The 15,320-nt window shown below is 67.8% G+C and carries 13 protein-coding genes; 3 read left to right on the top strand and 10 right to left on the bottom strand.

The genetic code is table 11. The features are described 5' to 3' along the window. Nucleotides 1-65 precede the first annotated feature (65 nt). Entirely contained in the window at nucleotides 66-1,286 is a 1,221-nt protein-coding gene (locus tag KIT25_22360) for a polyhydroxyalkanoate depolymerase (GenBank protein ID UYN94733.1), read from the bottom strand. Between the two features lie 78 nt (nucleotides 1,287-1,364). Further along, nucleotides 1,365-1,931 (bottom strand): SCO family protein, encoded by a 567-nt coding sequence (locus tag KIT25_22355; GenBank protein UYN94732.1) that lies wholly within the window; start codon nucleotides 1,929-1,931, stop codon nucleotides 1,365-1,367. Nucleotides 1,932-2,007: 76 nt separating this feature from the next. Between KIT25_22355 and KIT25_22350 the strand changes: the two genes are divergently transcribed. Both KIT25_22350 and KIT25_22345 read left to right on the top strand, forming a co-directional pair. Next, entirely contained in the window at nucleotides 2,008-2,550 is a 543-nt protein-coding gene (locus KIT25_22350) for a bifunctional (p)ppGpp synthetase/guanosine-3',5'-bis(diphosphate) 3'-pyrophosphohydrolase (GenBank protein ID UYN94731.1), read from the top strand. 454 nt (nucleotides 2,551-3,004) lie between these two features. After that, nucleotides 3,005-3,640 carry a flavin reductase family protein gene (locus KIT25_22345; protein UYN94730.1) on the top strand — a complete coding sequence of 212 codons (636 nt, stop codon included), beginning with the start codon at nucleotides 3,005-3,007 and terminating at the stop codon, nucleotides 3,638-3,640. 118 nt (nucleotides 3,641-3,758) lie between these two features. Here KIT25_22345 and KIT25_22340 read toward each other — a convergent pair whose 3' ends face one another. The 7 genes from KIT25_22340 to acnA are packed head-to-tail and all read right to left on the bottom strand — an operon-like array spanning nucleotide 3,759 to nucleotide 13,339. Continuing rightward, the gene (locus KIT25_22340) at nucleotides 3,759-5,099 is read right to left on the bottom strand and encodes an amidase (protein ID UYN94729.1); all 1,341 of its coding nucleotides are present in this window, start codon (nucleotides 5,097-5,099) and stop codon (nucleotides 3,759-3,761) included. Beyond that, entirely contained in the window at nucleotides 5,096-7,033 is a 1,938-nt protein-coding gene (gene acs, locus KIT25_22335; protein ID UYN94728.1) for an acetate--CoA ligase, read from the bottom strand. Before acs ends, KIT25_22340 begins: the two co-directional genes overlap by 4 nt. A gap of 42 nt (nucleotides 7,034-7,075) precedes the next feature. Further along, nucleotides 7,076-8,287 carry a DUF2029 domain-containing protein gene (locus KIT25_22330; protein ID UYN94727.1) on the bottom strand — a complete coding sequence of 404 codons (1,212 nt, stop codon included), beginning with the start codon at nucleotides 8,285-8,287 and terminating at the stop codon, nucleotides 7,076-7,078. Beyond that, a complete protein-coding gene (locus tag KIT25_22325) occupies nucleotides 8,284-8,955 on the bottom strand; it encodes a nitroreductase (protein ID UYN94726.1) in 672 nt (223 codons plus the stop codon). Before KIT25_22325 ends, KIT25_22330 begins: the two co-directional genes overlap by 4 nt. 6 nt (nucleotides 8,956-8,961) lie before the next feature. Continuing rightward, complete coding sequence (locus tag KIT25_22320; protein UYN94725.1) at nucleotides 8,962-10,083, bottom strand: alpha/beta fold hydrolase; 1,122 nt, start codon at nucleotides 10,081-10,083, stop codon at nucleotides 8,962-8,964. Then, nucleotides 10,083-10,637, bottom strand: a complete 555-nt coding sequence (locus tag KIT25_22315; protein ID UYN94724.1) for a DinB family protein — start codon at nucleotides 10,635-10,637, stop codon at nucleotides 10,083-10,085. Before KIT25_22315 ends, KIT25_22320 begins: the two co-directional genes overlap by 1 nt. Nucleotides 10,638-10,651: 14 nt before the next feature. Continuing rightward, nucleotides 10,652-13,339 (bottom strand): aconitate hydratase AcnA, encoded by a 2,688-nt coding sequence (gene acnA / locus KIT25_22310; protein UYN94723.1) that lies wholly within the window; start codon nucleotides 13,337-13,339, stop codon nucleotides 10,652-10,654. A gap of 112 nt (nucleotides 13,340-13,451) precedes the next feature. Between acnA and KIT25_22305 the strand changes: the two genes are divergently transcribed. Beyond that, complete coding sequence (locus tag KIT25_22305; GenBank protein ID UYN94722.1) at nucleotides 13,452-14,465, top strand: tetratricopeptide repeat protein; 1,014 nt, start codon at nucleotides 13,452-13,454, stop codon at nucleotides 14,463-14,465. Nucleotides 14,466-14,477: 12 nt separating this feature from the next. Here KIT25_22305 and KIT25_22300 read toward each other — a convergent pair whose 3' ends face one another. Then, a complete protein-coding gene (locus KIT25_22300; protein ID UYN94721.1) occupies nucleotides 14,478-15,272 on the bottom strand; it encodes an alpha/beta hydrolase in 795 nt (264 codons plus the stop codon). Nucleotides 15,273-15,320 lie beyond the last annotated feature (48 nt).

Raw genomic sequence — 15,320 nt, 5'->3', positions numbered from 1 at the left:
GGTGAGGATGGCCGACGCCGACAGCCGGTCGAAGGATTTTTTCTAGCGCCGGCCCCTATCGGAACCTAGCGCGCGTCGTTGGAACGGATGAAGTCGCGCACGCGCGGCATGATCTGCTCGCGCCATTTGCGGCCGTTGAAGATGCCGTAGTGGCCGACCCTCGGCTGTTCCCAGTGGACGTGCCGGGCGCCCGGGATGTTGGGCGTCAGCGCGTGCGCCGCCCGGGTCTGGCCGATGCCGGAAATGTCGTCGAGCTCGCCCTCGACCGTCATCAGCGCCGTCTCGATGGCGTGCGGCTCGATCTTGCGGCCCCGGCTCTGCCACAGACCGCGCGGCAGCAGGTGCTCCTTGAACACGACCTCGACGGTCTGCAGATAGAACTCGGCCGTGAGATCCATCACCGCGAGATACTCGTCGTAGAACGTGCGGTGCGCCTCGGCGTTGTCGTCGTCGCCCTTGATGAGGTGCTCGAACTGGCGCATGTGGGCGTTCACGTGCCGGTCGAGATTCATGGTGATGAAGCTCGTCAGCTGCAGGAAGCCCGGATAGACCCGCCGCATCGCCCCCGGATAGGTGAAGGGCACGGTCGAGATCACGTTCTGGCGGAACCACATCATCGAATTGCGCATCGCCAGATCGTTGGGAACGGTCGGGCTCATGCGCGTGTCGATCGGGCCGCCCATCAGCGTGAGCGACCGGGGCTGGCGCGGATCGCCGGCCTGGGCCATCAGCGACGCGGCGGCCAGCACCGGCACCGACGGCTGGCAGACCGCGATGACGTGCAGGTCGGGCCCGAGATAGCGGCAGAACTCGATGACGTAGTCGATGTAGTCGTCGAGGTCGAAGTTGCCCTGGCTCAACGGGACGTCGCGGGCATCGAGCCAGTCGGTGATATGGACGTCGTGCTCGGGCAACAGCGCCTCGACGGTGCCGCGCAGCAGGGTGGCGAAGTGGCCGCTCATCGGCGCCACCACCAGCACCTTGGGGTCGCGCCTCGGCGTGTCGCGCTTGAAGCGCACGAGGTGGCAGAACGGCTTGCGCAGCAGGATCTCTTCGTTGACCGCGATCATCTCGTCCGCGATGCGGGTGGTGGCCAGGCCGAAGGCCGGCTTGCCGTAATTCTGCGTGAGCCGCGCCACGATCTCGGCGCTCGCCGCCACCGACTTGCCGAACCAGGTGTCGGCCAGCGGGTTGTAGGGACTCGAATAGGCCTGCTCCAGCGCATTGGCCCAGACGCGCACGGGCCGGGTGAGCTGACGATGGAGTTCGTAGGCGTGATAGAGCATCGGGGGCGCGGAGTTTACGCTACAGAGGGGGCTTGTCACTCCCTTTTCGCAATGCACAATTCATTGTTGTTCAAAGGCTTAGAGCAGCCGACCGACGGCAGCCGAGATCGCCTCGGCCTTGGCCTCGTGGGTGAAGTGGGTGACGAAGCGCCCGTTGCGATCGAGCAGATAGACGATCGAGGAATGGTCCATCAGGTAGGGACCTCCGTCCTTGCCGGGCACTTTCTGGAAATAGACGCGGAACGAACGGGCGGCCGCAGCCACCTGTTCCGGCGTGCCGGTGAGGCCAATGAATGTCGGCCCGAAATTGGTCACGTAGCCCTTCAGCAGCGCCGGCGTATCGCGCTCGGGATCGATGGTGATGAAAACGAGATTCACCTTCCCGGCGGCATCGGGCCCGAGCTTCTCGACCGCCGTCTCCATCAGGAGCAGCGAGGTCGGGCAGACGTCGGGACAGTAGGTGAAGCCGAAGTAGATCAGCGTCGGCTTGCCCTTGAACGACTCCTGGGTCACCGGCCGTCCTTCCTGGTCGACCAGCGAGAAGGCGCCCCCGATCGTCGTCTGTCCGCCGCGCAAGGCGTCCCACGCGATCCACCCCGCGGCGCCGATCAGGACGGCGATCCAGATGCCCAGCAGGGCCTTCATGGCTCGAGACATGGCGGCAACATGGTCCGGGACGGGTGCCTCGACAAGTCGGGCGCCGGGTCGCACAAGGGGAGCGATGAACCGGGACCTCGTCCAGCTCGCCCGCGCCGCCGACTTCGCGGCGCGCCGGCACGTCGCCCAGAAGCGCAAGGGCGAGAGCGCCGAGCCCTACGTCAACCATCTGACCGAGGTGGCGGCGCTGCTCGCCGAGGCGACGGGCGGCGGCGACGTCGTGCTTCTGTTGGGCGGGCTGCTGCACGACACGCTGGAGGACACCGACACCACCCGGGACGAGCTGGCCGAGCGCTTCGGTGCCGAGGTCGCCGCGCTGGTGGCCGAGGTGACCGACGACAAGTCGCTGCCCAGGCAGGAGCGCAAGCGCCTGCAGATCGAGAAGACGCCGGGCAAGTCGCGGCGCGCCAAGCTGCTCAAGCTCGCCGACAAGACCTCCAACCTGCGCAGCCTGGTCGACAATCCGCCGGCGGGATGGACCGGCGAACGGCTCGGCGACTACGTGCAATGGGCGGCCGACGTGGTGCGCTCCTGCCGCGGGCTCAACGCGGCGCTGGAGGCGGCATTCGACGAGGCGCACGCAAGGGCCAAGCGCCGCTACGGCTGACGGAGGCCGCCGCCTCTCCAGCCGGCCGCGTCTCGCACCGCGAGGCCGTCCCGCCGCGAGCCGCTCCCCCGTCGCGGAAACCGCAGAAACCGCAGAAACTGTACAAATGGTCCTTTCATGGAGCCAAACCCGGCTGCAGAAACTGCAGGAACTGCCGTAACCCCGCCGGCCGGCCGGCCGATCGTATGTGGACATACGGAAGGGGCGCGGCGGAAAGGCCGGGAAGTCCCCGGCCGACGCAGGCGGCGCCGCGGCTTGCGCCGGGCCCGCTGGATCAGATTCGCAGCGTGAACGAGGGAGTGCACGAACTCATTGGTGGCATTGTACGATCAGTGTACAGTCCTGTCCATGAGTAATTTCGCGTCCCCCGTGTGGACGACGCGGTGAGTCGTCCCGGTTGCACAACGACAATCTCGATAGCAGATACGATCCAGGGCCTTGAGAGGGAGAGTCGATGTTCTACGACGCACTGAAGCGCGATCACGGGCTGGCGCAGGATCCGTTGAAATCGCTGATCGTGCCGCGCCCGATCGGGTGGATTTCCACCGTTGACGCGCAGGGCCGCGTCAATCTCGCGCCCTACAGCTTCTACAACGCCGTCGGGGAGTTCCCGCCGATCGTGTATTTCGCCATCACCGGCACCTACGGCGACACGCCGACCAAGCACAGCCGCATGAACGCCGAGGCGACCGGAGAATTCGTTGTCAACATGGTGAGCGCCGCACTGTCGGAGCAGATGAACGTCACCACGTCGATGGTGGCCTTCGGCGTTGACGAGATGAAGCTGGCGGGCCTCACGCCCGCGCCGTGCAGGTTCGTCAAGCCGCCGCGGGTCGAGGAATCGCCGGTCGCGCTCGAGTGCAGGTACTGGCGGACGCTCGAGTTGCCCGTCGAGGAGGGCAACGAGGGAAAGCGCGGCTCGATCGTGTTCGGCCAGGTCGTCGGTATCCACATCGACGACGCCATCATCAAGGACGGCCGCGTCGACACCCTCGCCTTCAAGCCGGTCGCGCGGCTCGGCTACAGCGAATACACCACCACCGAGAACGTGTGGCGCATGCGCCGCCCCGACGATCCGCGCTATCAGTGATCAGTTTTTCTTCCTCCTCTCCCCCGCTAGGGGGAGAGGGCGGGTGAGGGGGAATCGAAAGCTCGTCCAACCCCCCCTCTCCTAACCTCTCCCCCTATCGGGGGAGAGGAACATGAGGCTACTGAGCCCTCACCACCGGCGCCACCGAGCGCGCCATCGCCAGCAGGCGCTTGTCGGCCATCGCCTCGCCCATCAGCATGAAGCCGACCGGCAGCTCGCCGGGGGCGTGGCAGGGCAGGCTGATGGCACAGCGGTCGAGGAAGTTGCCGACCGCGGTATTGCGCAGCAGCAGCAGGTTCTTCCGGGCAAAGACGTCGCTCGCCTCAACCTCGGCGATGGTCGGCGCCACGATGGCGCAGGTCGGCATGATCACGGCGTCGTAGTTCTGCGTCACGGCCGACACACGCTTCTGCAGGCTGGCGCGGTTGGCCAGCAGGGCGATGTAGTCGTGCGCCGTCATCCGGGCGGCGGCCTGGATGCGCGGCGCGACATTGGGGTCGTATTCGTTGCCGCGGCGGGCGATCAGATCCTTGTGCCAGGCATAGGCCTCGGCGGCCGCGAACGTGCCGCGCGCGTTGATCGTCGGCAGCTCGGTGAGCTGCGGCAGGTCGACAGGCTCGATCCGGGCACCCTTGGCGGCGAGCGCCGTGCAGGCGCGCTCGAAGGCCTTGCCCACCGTCGCGTCGACATCGTCGAGCACGTAGTGCCTGGGGATCGCGAGGCGCAGGCCGGCGAGCAGTGCCGCCTCGGGGATCGCGATGGGTTCGGCCGCGAACACCGCATCGACGATGGCGCAGCACTCGACCGAGTTGGCGAGCGGACCGATCGAATCGAGCGAGGTCGAGAGCGGAACGACGTTGTCGATCGGCACGCGCCGTGCCGTCGGCTTGAAGCCCACGATGCCGCAGAGGGCCGCCGGGATGCGCACCGAGCCGCCGGTATCCGTGCCCAGCGCGGCCACGGCCATGCGATCTCCGACCGACACCGCGGCGCCGGACGATGAGCCGCCCGGCACGCGCGCGCGATCCGCCGGATTGCCTGGCGTGCCGTAATGCGGGTTGGCGCCGACGCCGGTGAAGGCGAACTCGCTCATGTTAGTCGAGCCGACGATCACCGCGCCCGCCGCGCGCAGCCGTGCCACGACGGGGGCGTCTTCCCTGGCCGGCGGCGCATCGTCGAGCGCCCTCGAGCCCGAGAGCGTGGTCTCCCCCGCGACGTCGCAGAGATTCTTGATCGAGACGGGCAGGCCGGCGAGCGGGCCGGGCACGATGCCGGCCCTGCGCAGCGCGTCGCTCGCCTCGGCGGCGGCGAGCGCCTGTGTGCGGTAGACCTTGATGAACGCGCGTCCACCCTCGCCTTTGGGGTCCTCGATGCGGGCGAGGGCTTGCTCCGTCAGGGTACGCGAGGTGGTGCGGCCGGCCGCGAGGTCCGCCGCGAGCTTCAGGATGGTGTCGGTCATTTCGCCCGGTGCTTCACCAGATCGTCGACCACGGTGGGATCGGCGAGGGTCGACGTGTCGCCGAGGTTGCTGAAGTCGTTCTCGGCGATCTTGCGCAGGATGCGGCGCATGATCTTGCCCGAGCGCGTCTTGGGCAGGCCGGGCGCCCACTGGATGACGTCGGGCGAGGCGATGGGGCCGATCTCCTTGCGCACCCAGGCGACCAGTTCCTTGCGCAGCTCCTCGCTCGGCTGCTGGCCGACCTTGAGCGTCACGTAGGCGTAGATTCCCTGGCCCTTGATGTCGTGCGGGAAGCCGACCACGGCGGCCTCGGCCACCTTGGTGTTGCCGACCAGCGCGCTTTCGACCTCGGCGGTGCCGATGCGATGCCCCGAGACGTTGATCACGTCGTCGACCCGGCCGGTGATCCAGTAGTAGCCGTCCTCGTCGCGGCGCGCGCCATCGCCGGTAAAGTACTTGCCGGGATAGGTCTTGAAGTAGGTGTCGATGAAGCGCTGGTGGTCGCCATAGACCGTGCGCATCTGGCCGGGCCAGGAATCGACCAGACAGAGATTGCCCGAGCAGGCGCCCTGCAGCTCCTTGCCCTCGGCGTCGACCATCACCGGCGTGACACCGAAGAAGGGTCGCGTCGCCGAGCCGGGCTTGAGCGGGGTGGCGCCGGGCAGCGGCGTGATCAGGATGCCGCCGGTCTCGGTCTGCCACCAGGTGTCGACGATCGGGCAGCGCCCGTCGCCGACGGTGCGGTAGTACCACAGCCAGGCTTCGGGATTGATCGGCTCGCCGACCGAGCCGAGCAGCCGCAGGCTCTTGCGGGTCGCCTTCTTCACCGGGGCCTCGCCCTCGCGCATCAGGGCGCGGATGGCGGTCGGCGCGGTGTAGAAGATGTTGACCTGGTGCTTGTCGATCACCTGCCAGAAGCGGCTGGAGTCGGGATAGTTGGGCACGCCCTCGAACATCAGCGTCGTCGCGCCGTTGGCGAGCGGTCCGTAGACGATGTAGCTGTGGCCGGTCACCCAGCCGACGTCGGCGGTGCACCAGTAGACGTCGCCGTCGTGATAGTCGAAGACGTACTGGTGCGTCATCGAGGCGAAGACCAGGTAGCCGCCCGAGGTGTGCAGCACGCCTTTGGGTTTTCCGGTCGAGCCCGAGGTGTAGAGGATGAACATCGGATCCTCGGCGCCCATAGGCTCGGGCTTGCACTCGGCGGCGACCCTGGCCTTGATCTCGTGCCACCACACGTCGCGATTCGCGTCCCAGCCGACCTTGCCGGACGTGTGTCGGACCACGAGGACCTTCTTCACCATCGGGCACTTCTTCAGCGCCTCGTCGGTGTTCGCCTTGAGCGGCACCGGTTTGCCGCCGCGCAGGCCCTCGTCGGCGGTGATGACGACGTTGCTGTCGCAGTCGACGATGCGGTTGGCGAGGCTGTCCGGCGAGAAGCCACCGAACACGACGGAATGAATGGCGCCGATGCGCGCGCAGGCCAGCATGGCGTAGGCGGCCTCGGGAATCATCGGCAGGTAGATCGTCACGCGATCGCCCCTCTTGACGCCGATCTCCTTCAGCGCATTGGCCATGCGGCTCACTTCCGCATGCAGCTCGCGATAGGTGATCTTCCTGGACTTGGCCGGATCGTCGCCTTCCCAGATGATGGCGACCTGGTCGCCGCGTTTGGCAAGATGGCGGTCGACGCAGTTGACCGACACGTTCAGCACCCCGTCGTGAAACCAGCGGATGCGCACGTCGCCGGTGTAGTCGACGTCGCGCACGGCGTTGGCGGAGTAGGGCTTGATCCAGTCGATCCGCTTGCCGTGCTCGGCCCAGAACTTCGCGGGGTCCTTGATCGAGGCCTCGTACATGGCCTTGTACCTGGCATCGTCGACATAGGCCCGCTTGGCCCAGTCCGGTGTGACGGCGATCAGCTCATCGCTCATGAGTTCCTCCCGACTGGCTCTAGTCCAGCAATTGACCGGGTTTTAACGCGGCCCCGCCGTCATCGGCAATTCGACTTTGGGCACGGAGTTGAGGCGGACCAGGGCGATCGCGCCGAATGCCAGAACGACCAGCGGCGTCACCGGAATCTCGATCGTGTTCAACAGCGGGCAGAAGTGCGGGACGAGCCACGTGGCGAGATAGACCAGCCGTTCGCCGGGCCGATAGCCACGTGGGTCGGGGTGCAGGAACAGCAGTGCCACCGCGGGCATCAGCAGCAGCAGGTCGTAGTTCAGAGTGTAGGGCGAGACGAACACGGAGGCCGCAGCCAGCACGGCCGTTCGCTCGTCGCTCGCCGGACGACGGAAGAACGCCCAGCAGACGGCGGCAAGCGCCGCCAGCGATCCCGCGATCTGCGCGCCCATCGCGAGTCCATCCGGTGCGCCGACGATCTTCGCCGCCGCGACGATGGTCGTCATGTGGCCGCGCACCCGCTCGAACATCTCCGCGGCCGCCGTTCCCGAACCGACGTGACGCGCGGCCTGCAGGAAGTCGAACCAGAGATCGGCGCCGAACAGCAGCAACGTGGCGATCGACAGGGCGACGACGGTGACGGCCAGCGACAGCAAGGCGCGCCACTCCCTCGCGCAGAGCAGGGCCACGGGCACCAGCAGCCAGATCTGCGGCTTGTAGGCGAGACAGCCGAGCAGCACCCCGGCCAGCACGGGCCGGCGCTCGAGCAGCGTCAACCCGCCATAGAGCAGCGCCAGGCTGAGAAAGGTGTTTTGCCCGGCCAGCACGATCCACACCGCGGCCGGGGCGGTGAGGACGGCGGCGACCGCCGGCCAGCGCAGCCCGATGGCGCGCAGCGCGAGCAGCGCGGCCCCAGCGGTGAGAACGAGAAAGAGCGCGACGGCTGCCTTCAGCGGCAGCAGGCCGAACGGCAGCACGGCGAGCAGCCAGAGGGGCGGATAGAGGAACGGACGAAAGCCGAGCTCGAACGGGATGTGCGAGACGTACAGCGTGTTCTGGAGATGAGTGAGTGCGTCGATGTCGTAGACGATGTCGAGCCGGCCGTCGAAGAAAGCCCGGCTCGCCGCGTGGAACACCAGGAAATCGCTGTAAAGCAGATCGATGCGCATGCCGAGGACGGCGGCACGCGTCAGCTCTGCGGCGACGTAGGCGACGTCGTACAGACCGGCGACGCCGCAAATGAGCGCCGCCAGCCGAAGGTCGGTGCGGGGCGGTGCGGTCACTCGTTGAACCAGGTCGTGAAGTCCTGGATCGGTGCGCGGTCGGTGATCAGGTTGTTGGGCACTTCGTCGGCATCGGCGTAGCCCAGCGCGAGGCCGCAGATCACGACCTGATTGTCGGGAATCGCCAGCTCTCGCCGCACGACGTGCTGGAAGCGGCTGAACGCCGCCTGCGGGCAGGTGTGCAATCCCTTCTCGCGGGCCAGCAGCATGAGCTGGTCGAGGAAGATGCCGCAATCGATCCACTGGCCGTTGCCCATGCCGCGCTCGATGCACAGGATCATGCCGACCGGCGCGCCGAAGAATTCGTAGTTCTTGCGGAACTGCCGGAGCATGCCGGCGGCGTCGCCCCTGGGCACGTTCAGCAGCGTGTAGAGCTGCTTGCCGACCAGCTTGCGGCGGGTGTCGTAGACCGGCGCGAATTGCTTGGGATAGACGTCGTATTCGGCGCCCGGGCCGGTGTCGCCCTTGTCCATCGCCTCGAGGATCGCCTTCGACAGCCGCTCGCGCGCCTTGCCCATGGTCACGTAGAGCTTCCACGGCTGCAGGTTGCCGTTGGAGGCGGCGCGATTGGCGTTGGCGATGATCCATTCGATGTCCGCGCGCGGCACCGGGTCTGCCTTGAAGACCCGCATCGAGCGGCGCGAATTGACGGCTTCCGACACACGCATGGACGACTAGCTCCGATTGAGGTGGCGACGCAGGAAGTCGAACAGCTTACGCCGGGCCGCGGCGTTCTGCTGCTCCGAGAAGAAGTGCGTACCGCCTGGCACGATGAAGGTCTCGACCTCCTTGCCGTGGTCGGCGAGCGCGTCGGCCATCGCCGTGGTCTGTTCGGGCGGCACGTTCTCGTCGCGGTCGCCGTGGACGAGCAGGACCGGCACGTCGATCTGCGCCACCCGCAGGATCGGCGAGCGAACCGGCAGGCCCTCCGGTCCGCACAGGTCGTCGAGATAATCGCGGATGAAGGGATTGGCGGCGCGCCACCTGGCGAGATCCGCCGGCGCGAAGAACGAGGCGACGGCGCGGATCGGCGGCTTGTGCGCGGCGGCGAGCAACGCCACCTGTCCGCCCATCGAGGCGCCGACCAGGCCGATGCGCTCGCGGTCGACCAGCGGACGCTTGGCCAGCCAGTCGATCGCCGCCAGCACGTCGAGCGGCTGGCGCAGCCCCTGGTCGCTCTCGCCCTCCGAGCCGAGCCAACCGCGCAGCGACAGCGCCAGCGCGGCGTATCCGTTGGCCGAGGCGGCGCGCGCCAGCCCCGCCATGGTGTGGGCGTGGCCGGCGAAGCCGTGCAGCAGGATCACCGCCGGATGCGGTGGCTGGCCGGCCTGCGGCTTGAAGAAGTAGCCGCCCAGGGTGACGCCGTGGCCGGGCACGCGCACCTGCTCGGCGTCGGGCAGATCGGGCAGCTCGTCCCAGCGATGCGCCACCTCGATGGGCACGCCGTCGGGGTCGCGGAAGCCGACCGAGTAGTAGCCCGGCGCGAAATAGTCGAGCTCGCTCGGCGGCTGCAGGATCTCGGCCCCCGCCTCGCGCAGCTCGGCATAGACCTGGTCGACCTGCGCCCGGCTCTCGGCGGAGACGGCGAGCCACAGCGCGCCGGGGCCGTGCGTGACGCCGTCCCTGGCCTGGCGCATGACGAAGTGGTCGTAGCCGCGAGACCACATCACGCGGCCGGGACTGGTCCAGACGCGATGGAAGCCGAGCATCGGCAGCCACAGGCGATGGAAGGCGACCGAACGCGCGAGGTCGCTCACTTCGATGGCCGCACCGGCAAAGGACGAGCGCGGCCGCATCAGGTTGGCGGCAGGCCGAGAGCGATCAGCTCGTCGCGCCGCAGATGCTGCTCGCCGGCGAGAAAGAACTCGTCGAGCTGCGGCGGCTTGACGGGCGTGCCCGCCAGCATGGCATGCGCCTGGCCGCGGTGATGCGTCTGATGCTGGAAGAGATGCATCAGGATCGAGGCGACGCTGGTGGGCGGCGGCGTGCGGTTGGGCCGCGGCAGGACGAGGCCTTCGTCCAGTGAATCCTCGGTCTGCCGCTCGCAGAAGGCGATCAGTCGGCGGTCGCTGGCGCGCTGGGCGTCGCGAAGCGCCGCCGCCTCGGCGAAATCGGGCGGCGGGTCGTCGTAGCGCGCCAGCACCGTGGGGTCGCGTTCCAGCGCGTCGACATAATAGGCGTCGACCCACAGGATGTGATTGAGGGTGGCGCGCAGCGACGGGAAGAAGCCGACGCGCGGCGCGCCGAACTCATCCGCAGTCAGCGCCGTGCAGGCGCCGAGCAGCCGATGGTTGGCCCACGCGTTGTTGCACGCCATGGCGACGAAATGGCCGGCGCGCCCCGTCGCCATCGCGCGGCCGCGTCTCAGGCCGCCTGCGCCAGGTTGCGCAGCACGTAGTGCAGCACGCCGCCGTTCTTGAAGTACTCGACTTCCTCGGCGGTATCGATGCGGCAGGTCAGGACGACCTTCTCCGACGCGCCGTCGCGGCGATGGATGGTCATGGGCACGTCCATGCCGGGGCGCAGCCCGCCCTCGATGCCGCTGATGTCGAACGTCTCGTGGCCGGTCAGGTTGAGCGTCTTGCGGGTCATGCCGTCCTTGAACTGCAGCGGCAGCACGCCCATGCCGACCAGGTTCGAGCGGTGGATGCGCTCAAAGGTCTCGCAGACGACGGCCTTCACCCCCAGGAGGTTCACGCCCTTGGCGGCCCAGTCGCGCGAGCTGCCGGTGCCGTACTCCTTTCCGGCGATCAGGACCTGCGGCGTGTGCTCCTTCTTGTATCGCATCGCCACGTCGAAGATCGGCTCGGGCTGGTCGGTCTGATAGTGGTGCGTGAAGCCGCCCTCGATGCCCGGCACCATCTCGTTCTTGAGACGGATGTTGGCGAAGGTGCCGCGCATCATCACCTCGTGGTTGCCTCGCCGCGTGCCGTACTGGTTGAAGTCCTTGGGCTCGACGCCGTGGTCGAGCAGGTACGCGCCGGCCGGGCTGTCCTTGCGGATCGAGCCGGCGGGCGAGATGTGGTCGGTGGTGATCGAATCGCCGAACTGGCCGAGCGGGCGGGCGCCGGCGATGTCGGAGAGCCGGCCCGGCGTCTTGCCCATGCCCTCGAAGTAGGGCGGATTGCGCACGTAGGTCGACTGGTCGTCCCAGGCGTAGGTCAGCGTTGGCCTGGTCTTGATCGAACGCCAGAACCTGTCGCCCTTGAAGACGTCGGCGTAGCGCTTCTTGAACGCCTTGGCCGTGACGAACTTGTCGACGAACTTCTGGACCTCGGCGTTGGAGGGCCAGATGTCCTTGAGGTAGACCGGCTTGCCGCCCTTGCCGATGCCGATCGGATCCCGGGTGATGTCGATCTTCATCGACCCCGCGAGCGCGTAGCAGACGACCAGCATCGGCGAGGCGAGGTAGTTGGCGCGGGTCAGCGGATTGACCCGGCCCTCGAAGTTGCGATTGCCCGACAGCACGGAACTGACGACGAGGTCGCCGTCGCCGATCGCCTTGGTCACCGGATCGGGCAGCGGCCCGGAATTGCCGATGCACGAGGTGCAGCCGTAGCCCACCAGGTTGAAGCCGACCTTGTTCAGCTCCTTCTGCAGGCCGGAGGCCTCGAAATACTCCGTCACCACCTGCGATCCGGGCGCCAGCGAGGTCTTGACCCACGGCTTGACCTTGAGCCCGAGCTTGTTGGCGTTGCGCGCGATCAGGCCGGCGCCCAGCATGACGTAGGGGTTCGACGTGTTGGTGCACGAGGTGATCGCCGCCAGCACCACGTCGCCGTGGCCGAGATCGTAGTCCGTGCCCTCGCACCTGATCCGCTTGCCGTCGTCGCGCCGGTCGAATTCCTTCTCCATGTTGGCGACGAACTGCTGGCTCGCCTGGCTGAGCGGCACGCGGTCCTGCGGGCGCTTGGGACCGGCGAGGCTCGGCTCGACGTCGCCGAGATCGAGCGACAGCGTGTCGGTGAAGATCGGCTCGGGCGACTTCTTCGACCGCCACAGGCCCTGCTTCCTGGCGTAGGCCTCGACGATCTTGGCGGCGGCGCCGCGGTTGGTCGTCTTGAGATAGCCGAGCGTGATCTCGTCGACCGGGAAGAAGCCGCAGGTCGCGCCATATTCCGGCGCCATGTTGGCGATGGTGGCGCGGTTGGCGAGCGGCAGGTCGGCGAGGCCGTCGCCGTAGAACTCGACGAACTTGTTGACCACGCCCTTCCTGCGCAGCATCTGCGTCACGGTCAGCACCAGGTCGGTCGCCGTCGCGCCTTCCTTGAGCTTGCCGGTCAGCTTGAAGCCCACCACCTCGGGGATGACCATCGGCTGCGGCTGGCCGAGCATGGCGGCCTCGGCCTCGATGCCGCCGACGCCCCAGCCCAGCACGGCGAGGCCGTTCACCATGGTGGTGTGGCTGTCGGTGCCGACCAGGGTGTCGGGATAGAGCACCGTCTCCTTGCCCTGTTTCTGCTGGAACACGACCTGCGAGAGGAACTCGAGGTTGACCTGGTGGCAGATGCCGGTGCCCGGTGGCACGACGCGGAAATTGTCGAACGCCATCTGGCCCCAGCGCAGGAACTGGTAACGCTCGAGGTTGCGCTCGTACTCGAGCGCGACATTGGCCTTGAAAGCGCCGGTGTTGCCGAAATTGTCGACGATCACCGAATGGTCGATGACGAGGTCGACCGGCACCAGCGGATTGATCTTCTTGGGATCGCCGCCGAGCTTGCCCATCGCGTCGCGCATCGCCGCGAGATCGACGACGGCGGGCACGCCGGTGAAATCCTGCATCAGCACGCGCGCGCAGCGGAAGTTGATCTCCTTGGTCGACCGGCCGCCGTTCTTCAGCCAGTCGGCGAAGGCGGCGATATCCTCCTTCTTCACGGTGGCGCCGTCTTCATGCCGCACCAGGTTCTCCAGCAGGATGCGCAGCGAGAACGGCAGGCGGGAGAGGTCTCCGACCTGCTTCTCGACCGCCTTGAGGCTGAAATAGGTGTAGTTCTTGCTGCCCACCGCCAGGGTTTTCCGGGCCTTGAAGCTGTTGGGATGGGCGGCGGCCATGGCGAAACTCCTTGCGATCGGGCTTGTGCGGAACCGGTGGCAAAATAGGGGGAGGCCCCCGGACAGGCAATCGGCGGATGCGACCCTCGCCCCGGTGTGCCAGATTGCGGCCATGCGCCCACGGTTTCGGCGATTTTTCGGGGCTCTCGCGGCCCTTGTCGTGCTTCCCTCGGCGGCTTCCGCCCAGATGCAGGGCGGCCCGAACTGGGACCCCTCGGTGCAGCAATTCAACAGCGGCCAGGGCGGCTCGACCGGCGGTTCGATCGGCGGCGCGAGCGTGCCGCGCAACACCTCGCTCGACACCCTGAACAGGATCCTGTCGGCGTCGCAGCTGCCCGCGCTCGATCGCTCGTTCTATCTCTCCATCCGCGCCTTCCAGCTCAGCCGCATCGGGCGCGACGACGACAGCCGCAAGGACATCGCCGAGATGGGCAAGCTGCTGCCCAGCGGCTGGCAGGTCGTGATGTCGAGCACCGTGCCCGAGTTGGCCGGGGGCGGCGATCGTGCCGCCGCCCTGCGCACGCTGGACTACGGCCTGCAGCGCAAGCCGGGCGATCCGTGGCTGGTCGTGGCACAGGCCCAGGTGCACATGCAGCTCGCCGACTTCTCCCGCGCGCTCGCCCTGCTCGACGGCGTGCTGGCCTCGGCGGCCAACGCGGCCGAGCGGCGCAGCGCGCATCTCTACCGGGGCCACGCCAATTTCAATCTGGGCGCCTACCCGCAAGCGGCCGCCGATTTCACCGCCTCTCTCGAGGGCCGCACGACGACGAAGACGCGGCTGCCGCCGCTGCTGTGGCGGTACGCCGCCCAGGTCCATACGCGCGACGATGCCCGGGCCGGCCTCAATCGCGAGATCGGCAACGAGAATCTCTACGAATGGCCCGGGCCCGTCGCCAAGTTCCTGCTCGGCAGGATGACGGCGGGCGAGCTCCAGGTCGCCGCGGAATCCGATGCCACGGCCAAGCGCACCAACGGCAAGTGCCCGGCCGCCTTCTTCATGGCCATGGAGGCCCGGCGTCGCGGCGACAGGCAAAGGGCGCGCGAGCAGTTCCAGCTCGCCCAGGCGCGCTGCCCGACGGTGTCGGAGTTCAACTGGGCGGCGTCGAGCGAGCTCAAGCGGCTGTAGCGGCCATCGGCTTCAGCCGGTCAGGGCCAGCGGCGCCACGAAGCGCGTGATCTCGGAAACGACATGGGCGGGCTGCTGCAGGTGCGGGCTGTGGCCGCAGCCCGGCACCAGCCTGGTCTCGCAATAGCCGCCGACCTTGCCGGCGATGATGCCGAGCTGAAGCTCGCTGCCGTATTCGTCGTCCTCGCCCTGGATCGCCTGCACCGGGACGACCACGCCGGGCAGGCGGCCGTTCGCATCCATCGGCTCGAACCCCGGCGCCACCCAGGCATCGGACCACAGGCGGAAGGCATGATCGACGTTGTCGCCGTGATACCTCGCGAGGCGATCGCGCAGGTCGCCCGCTGCGTATGCCGCGCGCGCCCGCTGGATCGCCTCGATGCAGATCGGCTCGTTGACGGCATGGGCCGCGAGGGTCACGACGGCGCGCAGCGGCTCGGGGTCGGCGGCGGCATAGTTGAGGGCGATGGTGCCGCCGTCGCTGTGCCCGACCAGCACGCAATCCTCGATTTCGGCGGCCGTCAGGAGCTTCGGCAGGATCTCGTCCGCCTCGATCTCCATGTAGCGCACGCCGGGATCGCCCGGCCAGCGGCTCGACCGGCCATAGCCGGTGCGATCGTAGACCAGGCCCGGGCAGAGCGTGGCATCACAAACCTTTTGCGGGAAATCGCGCCACATCTCGATGCAACCCAGGCCCTCGTGCAGGAAGACCAGGGTCGTGCGTTCGAGCCCGTCGCCACGGGCCGGCATCAGCCGCTGCGCCCGCAATCGCCGGTCGCCGAGATCGATGAAGACGTCCGTCGCCACGGATCACATGTAGCGACACGACGCCCGACTGAGAAGGCGCGGCTTGAC

It is taken from the genome of Enhydrobacter sp. (assembly GCA_025808875.1).
In the GTDB taxonomy this organism is placed as follows: domain Bacteria; phylum Pseudomonadota; class Alphaproteobacteria; order Reyranellales; family Reyranellaceae; genus Reyranella.
Note: the sequence above shows the minus strand (reverse complement) of the source record. Positions and strands in the feature narration are given on the sequence as shown.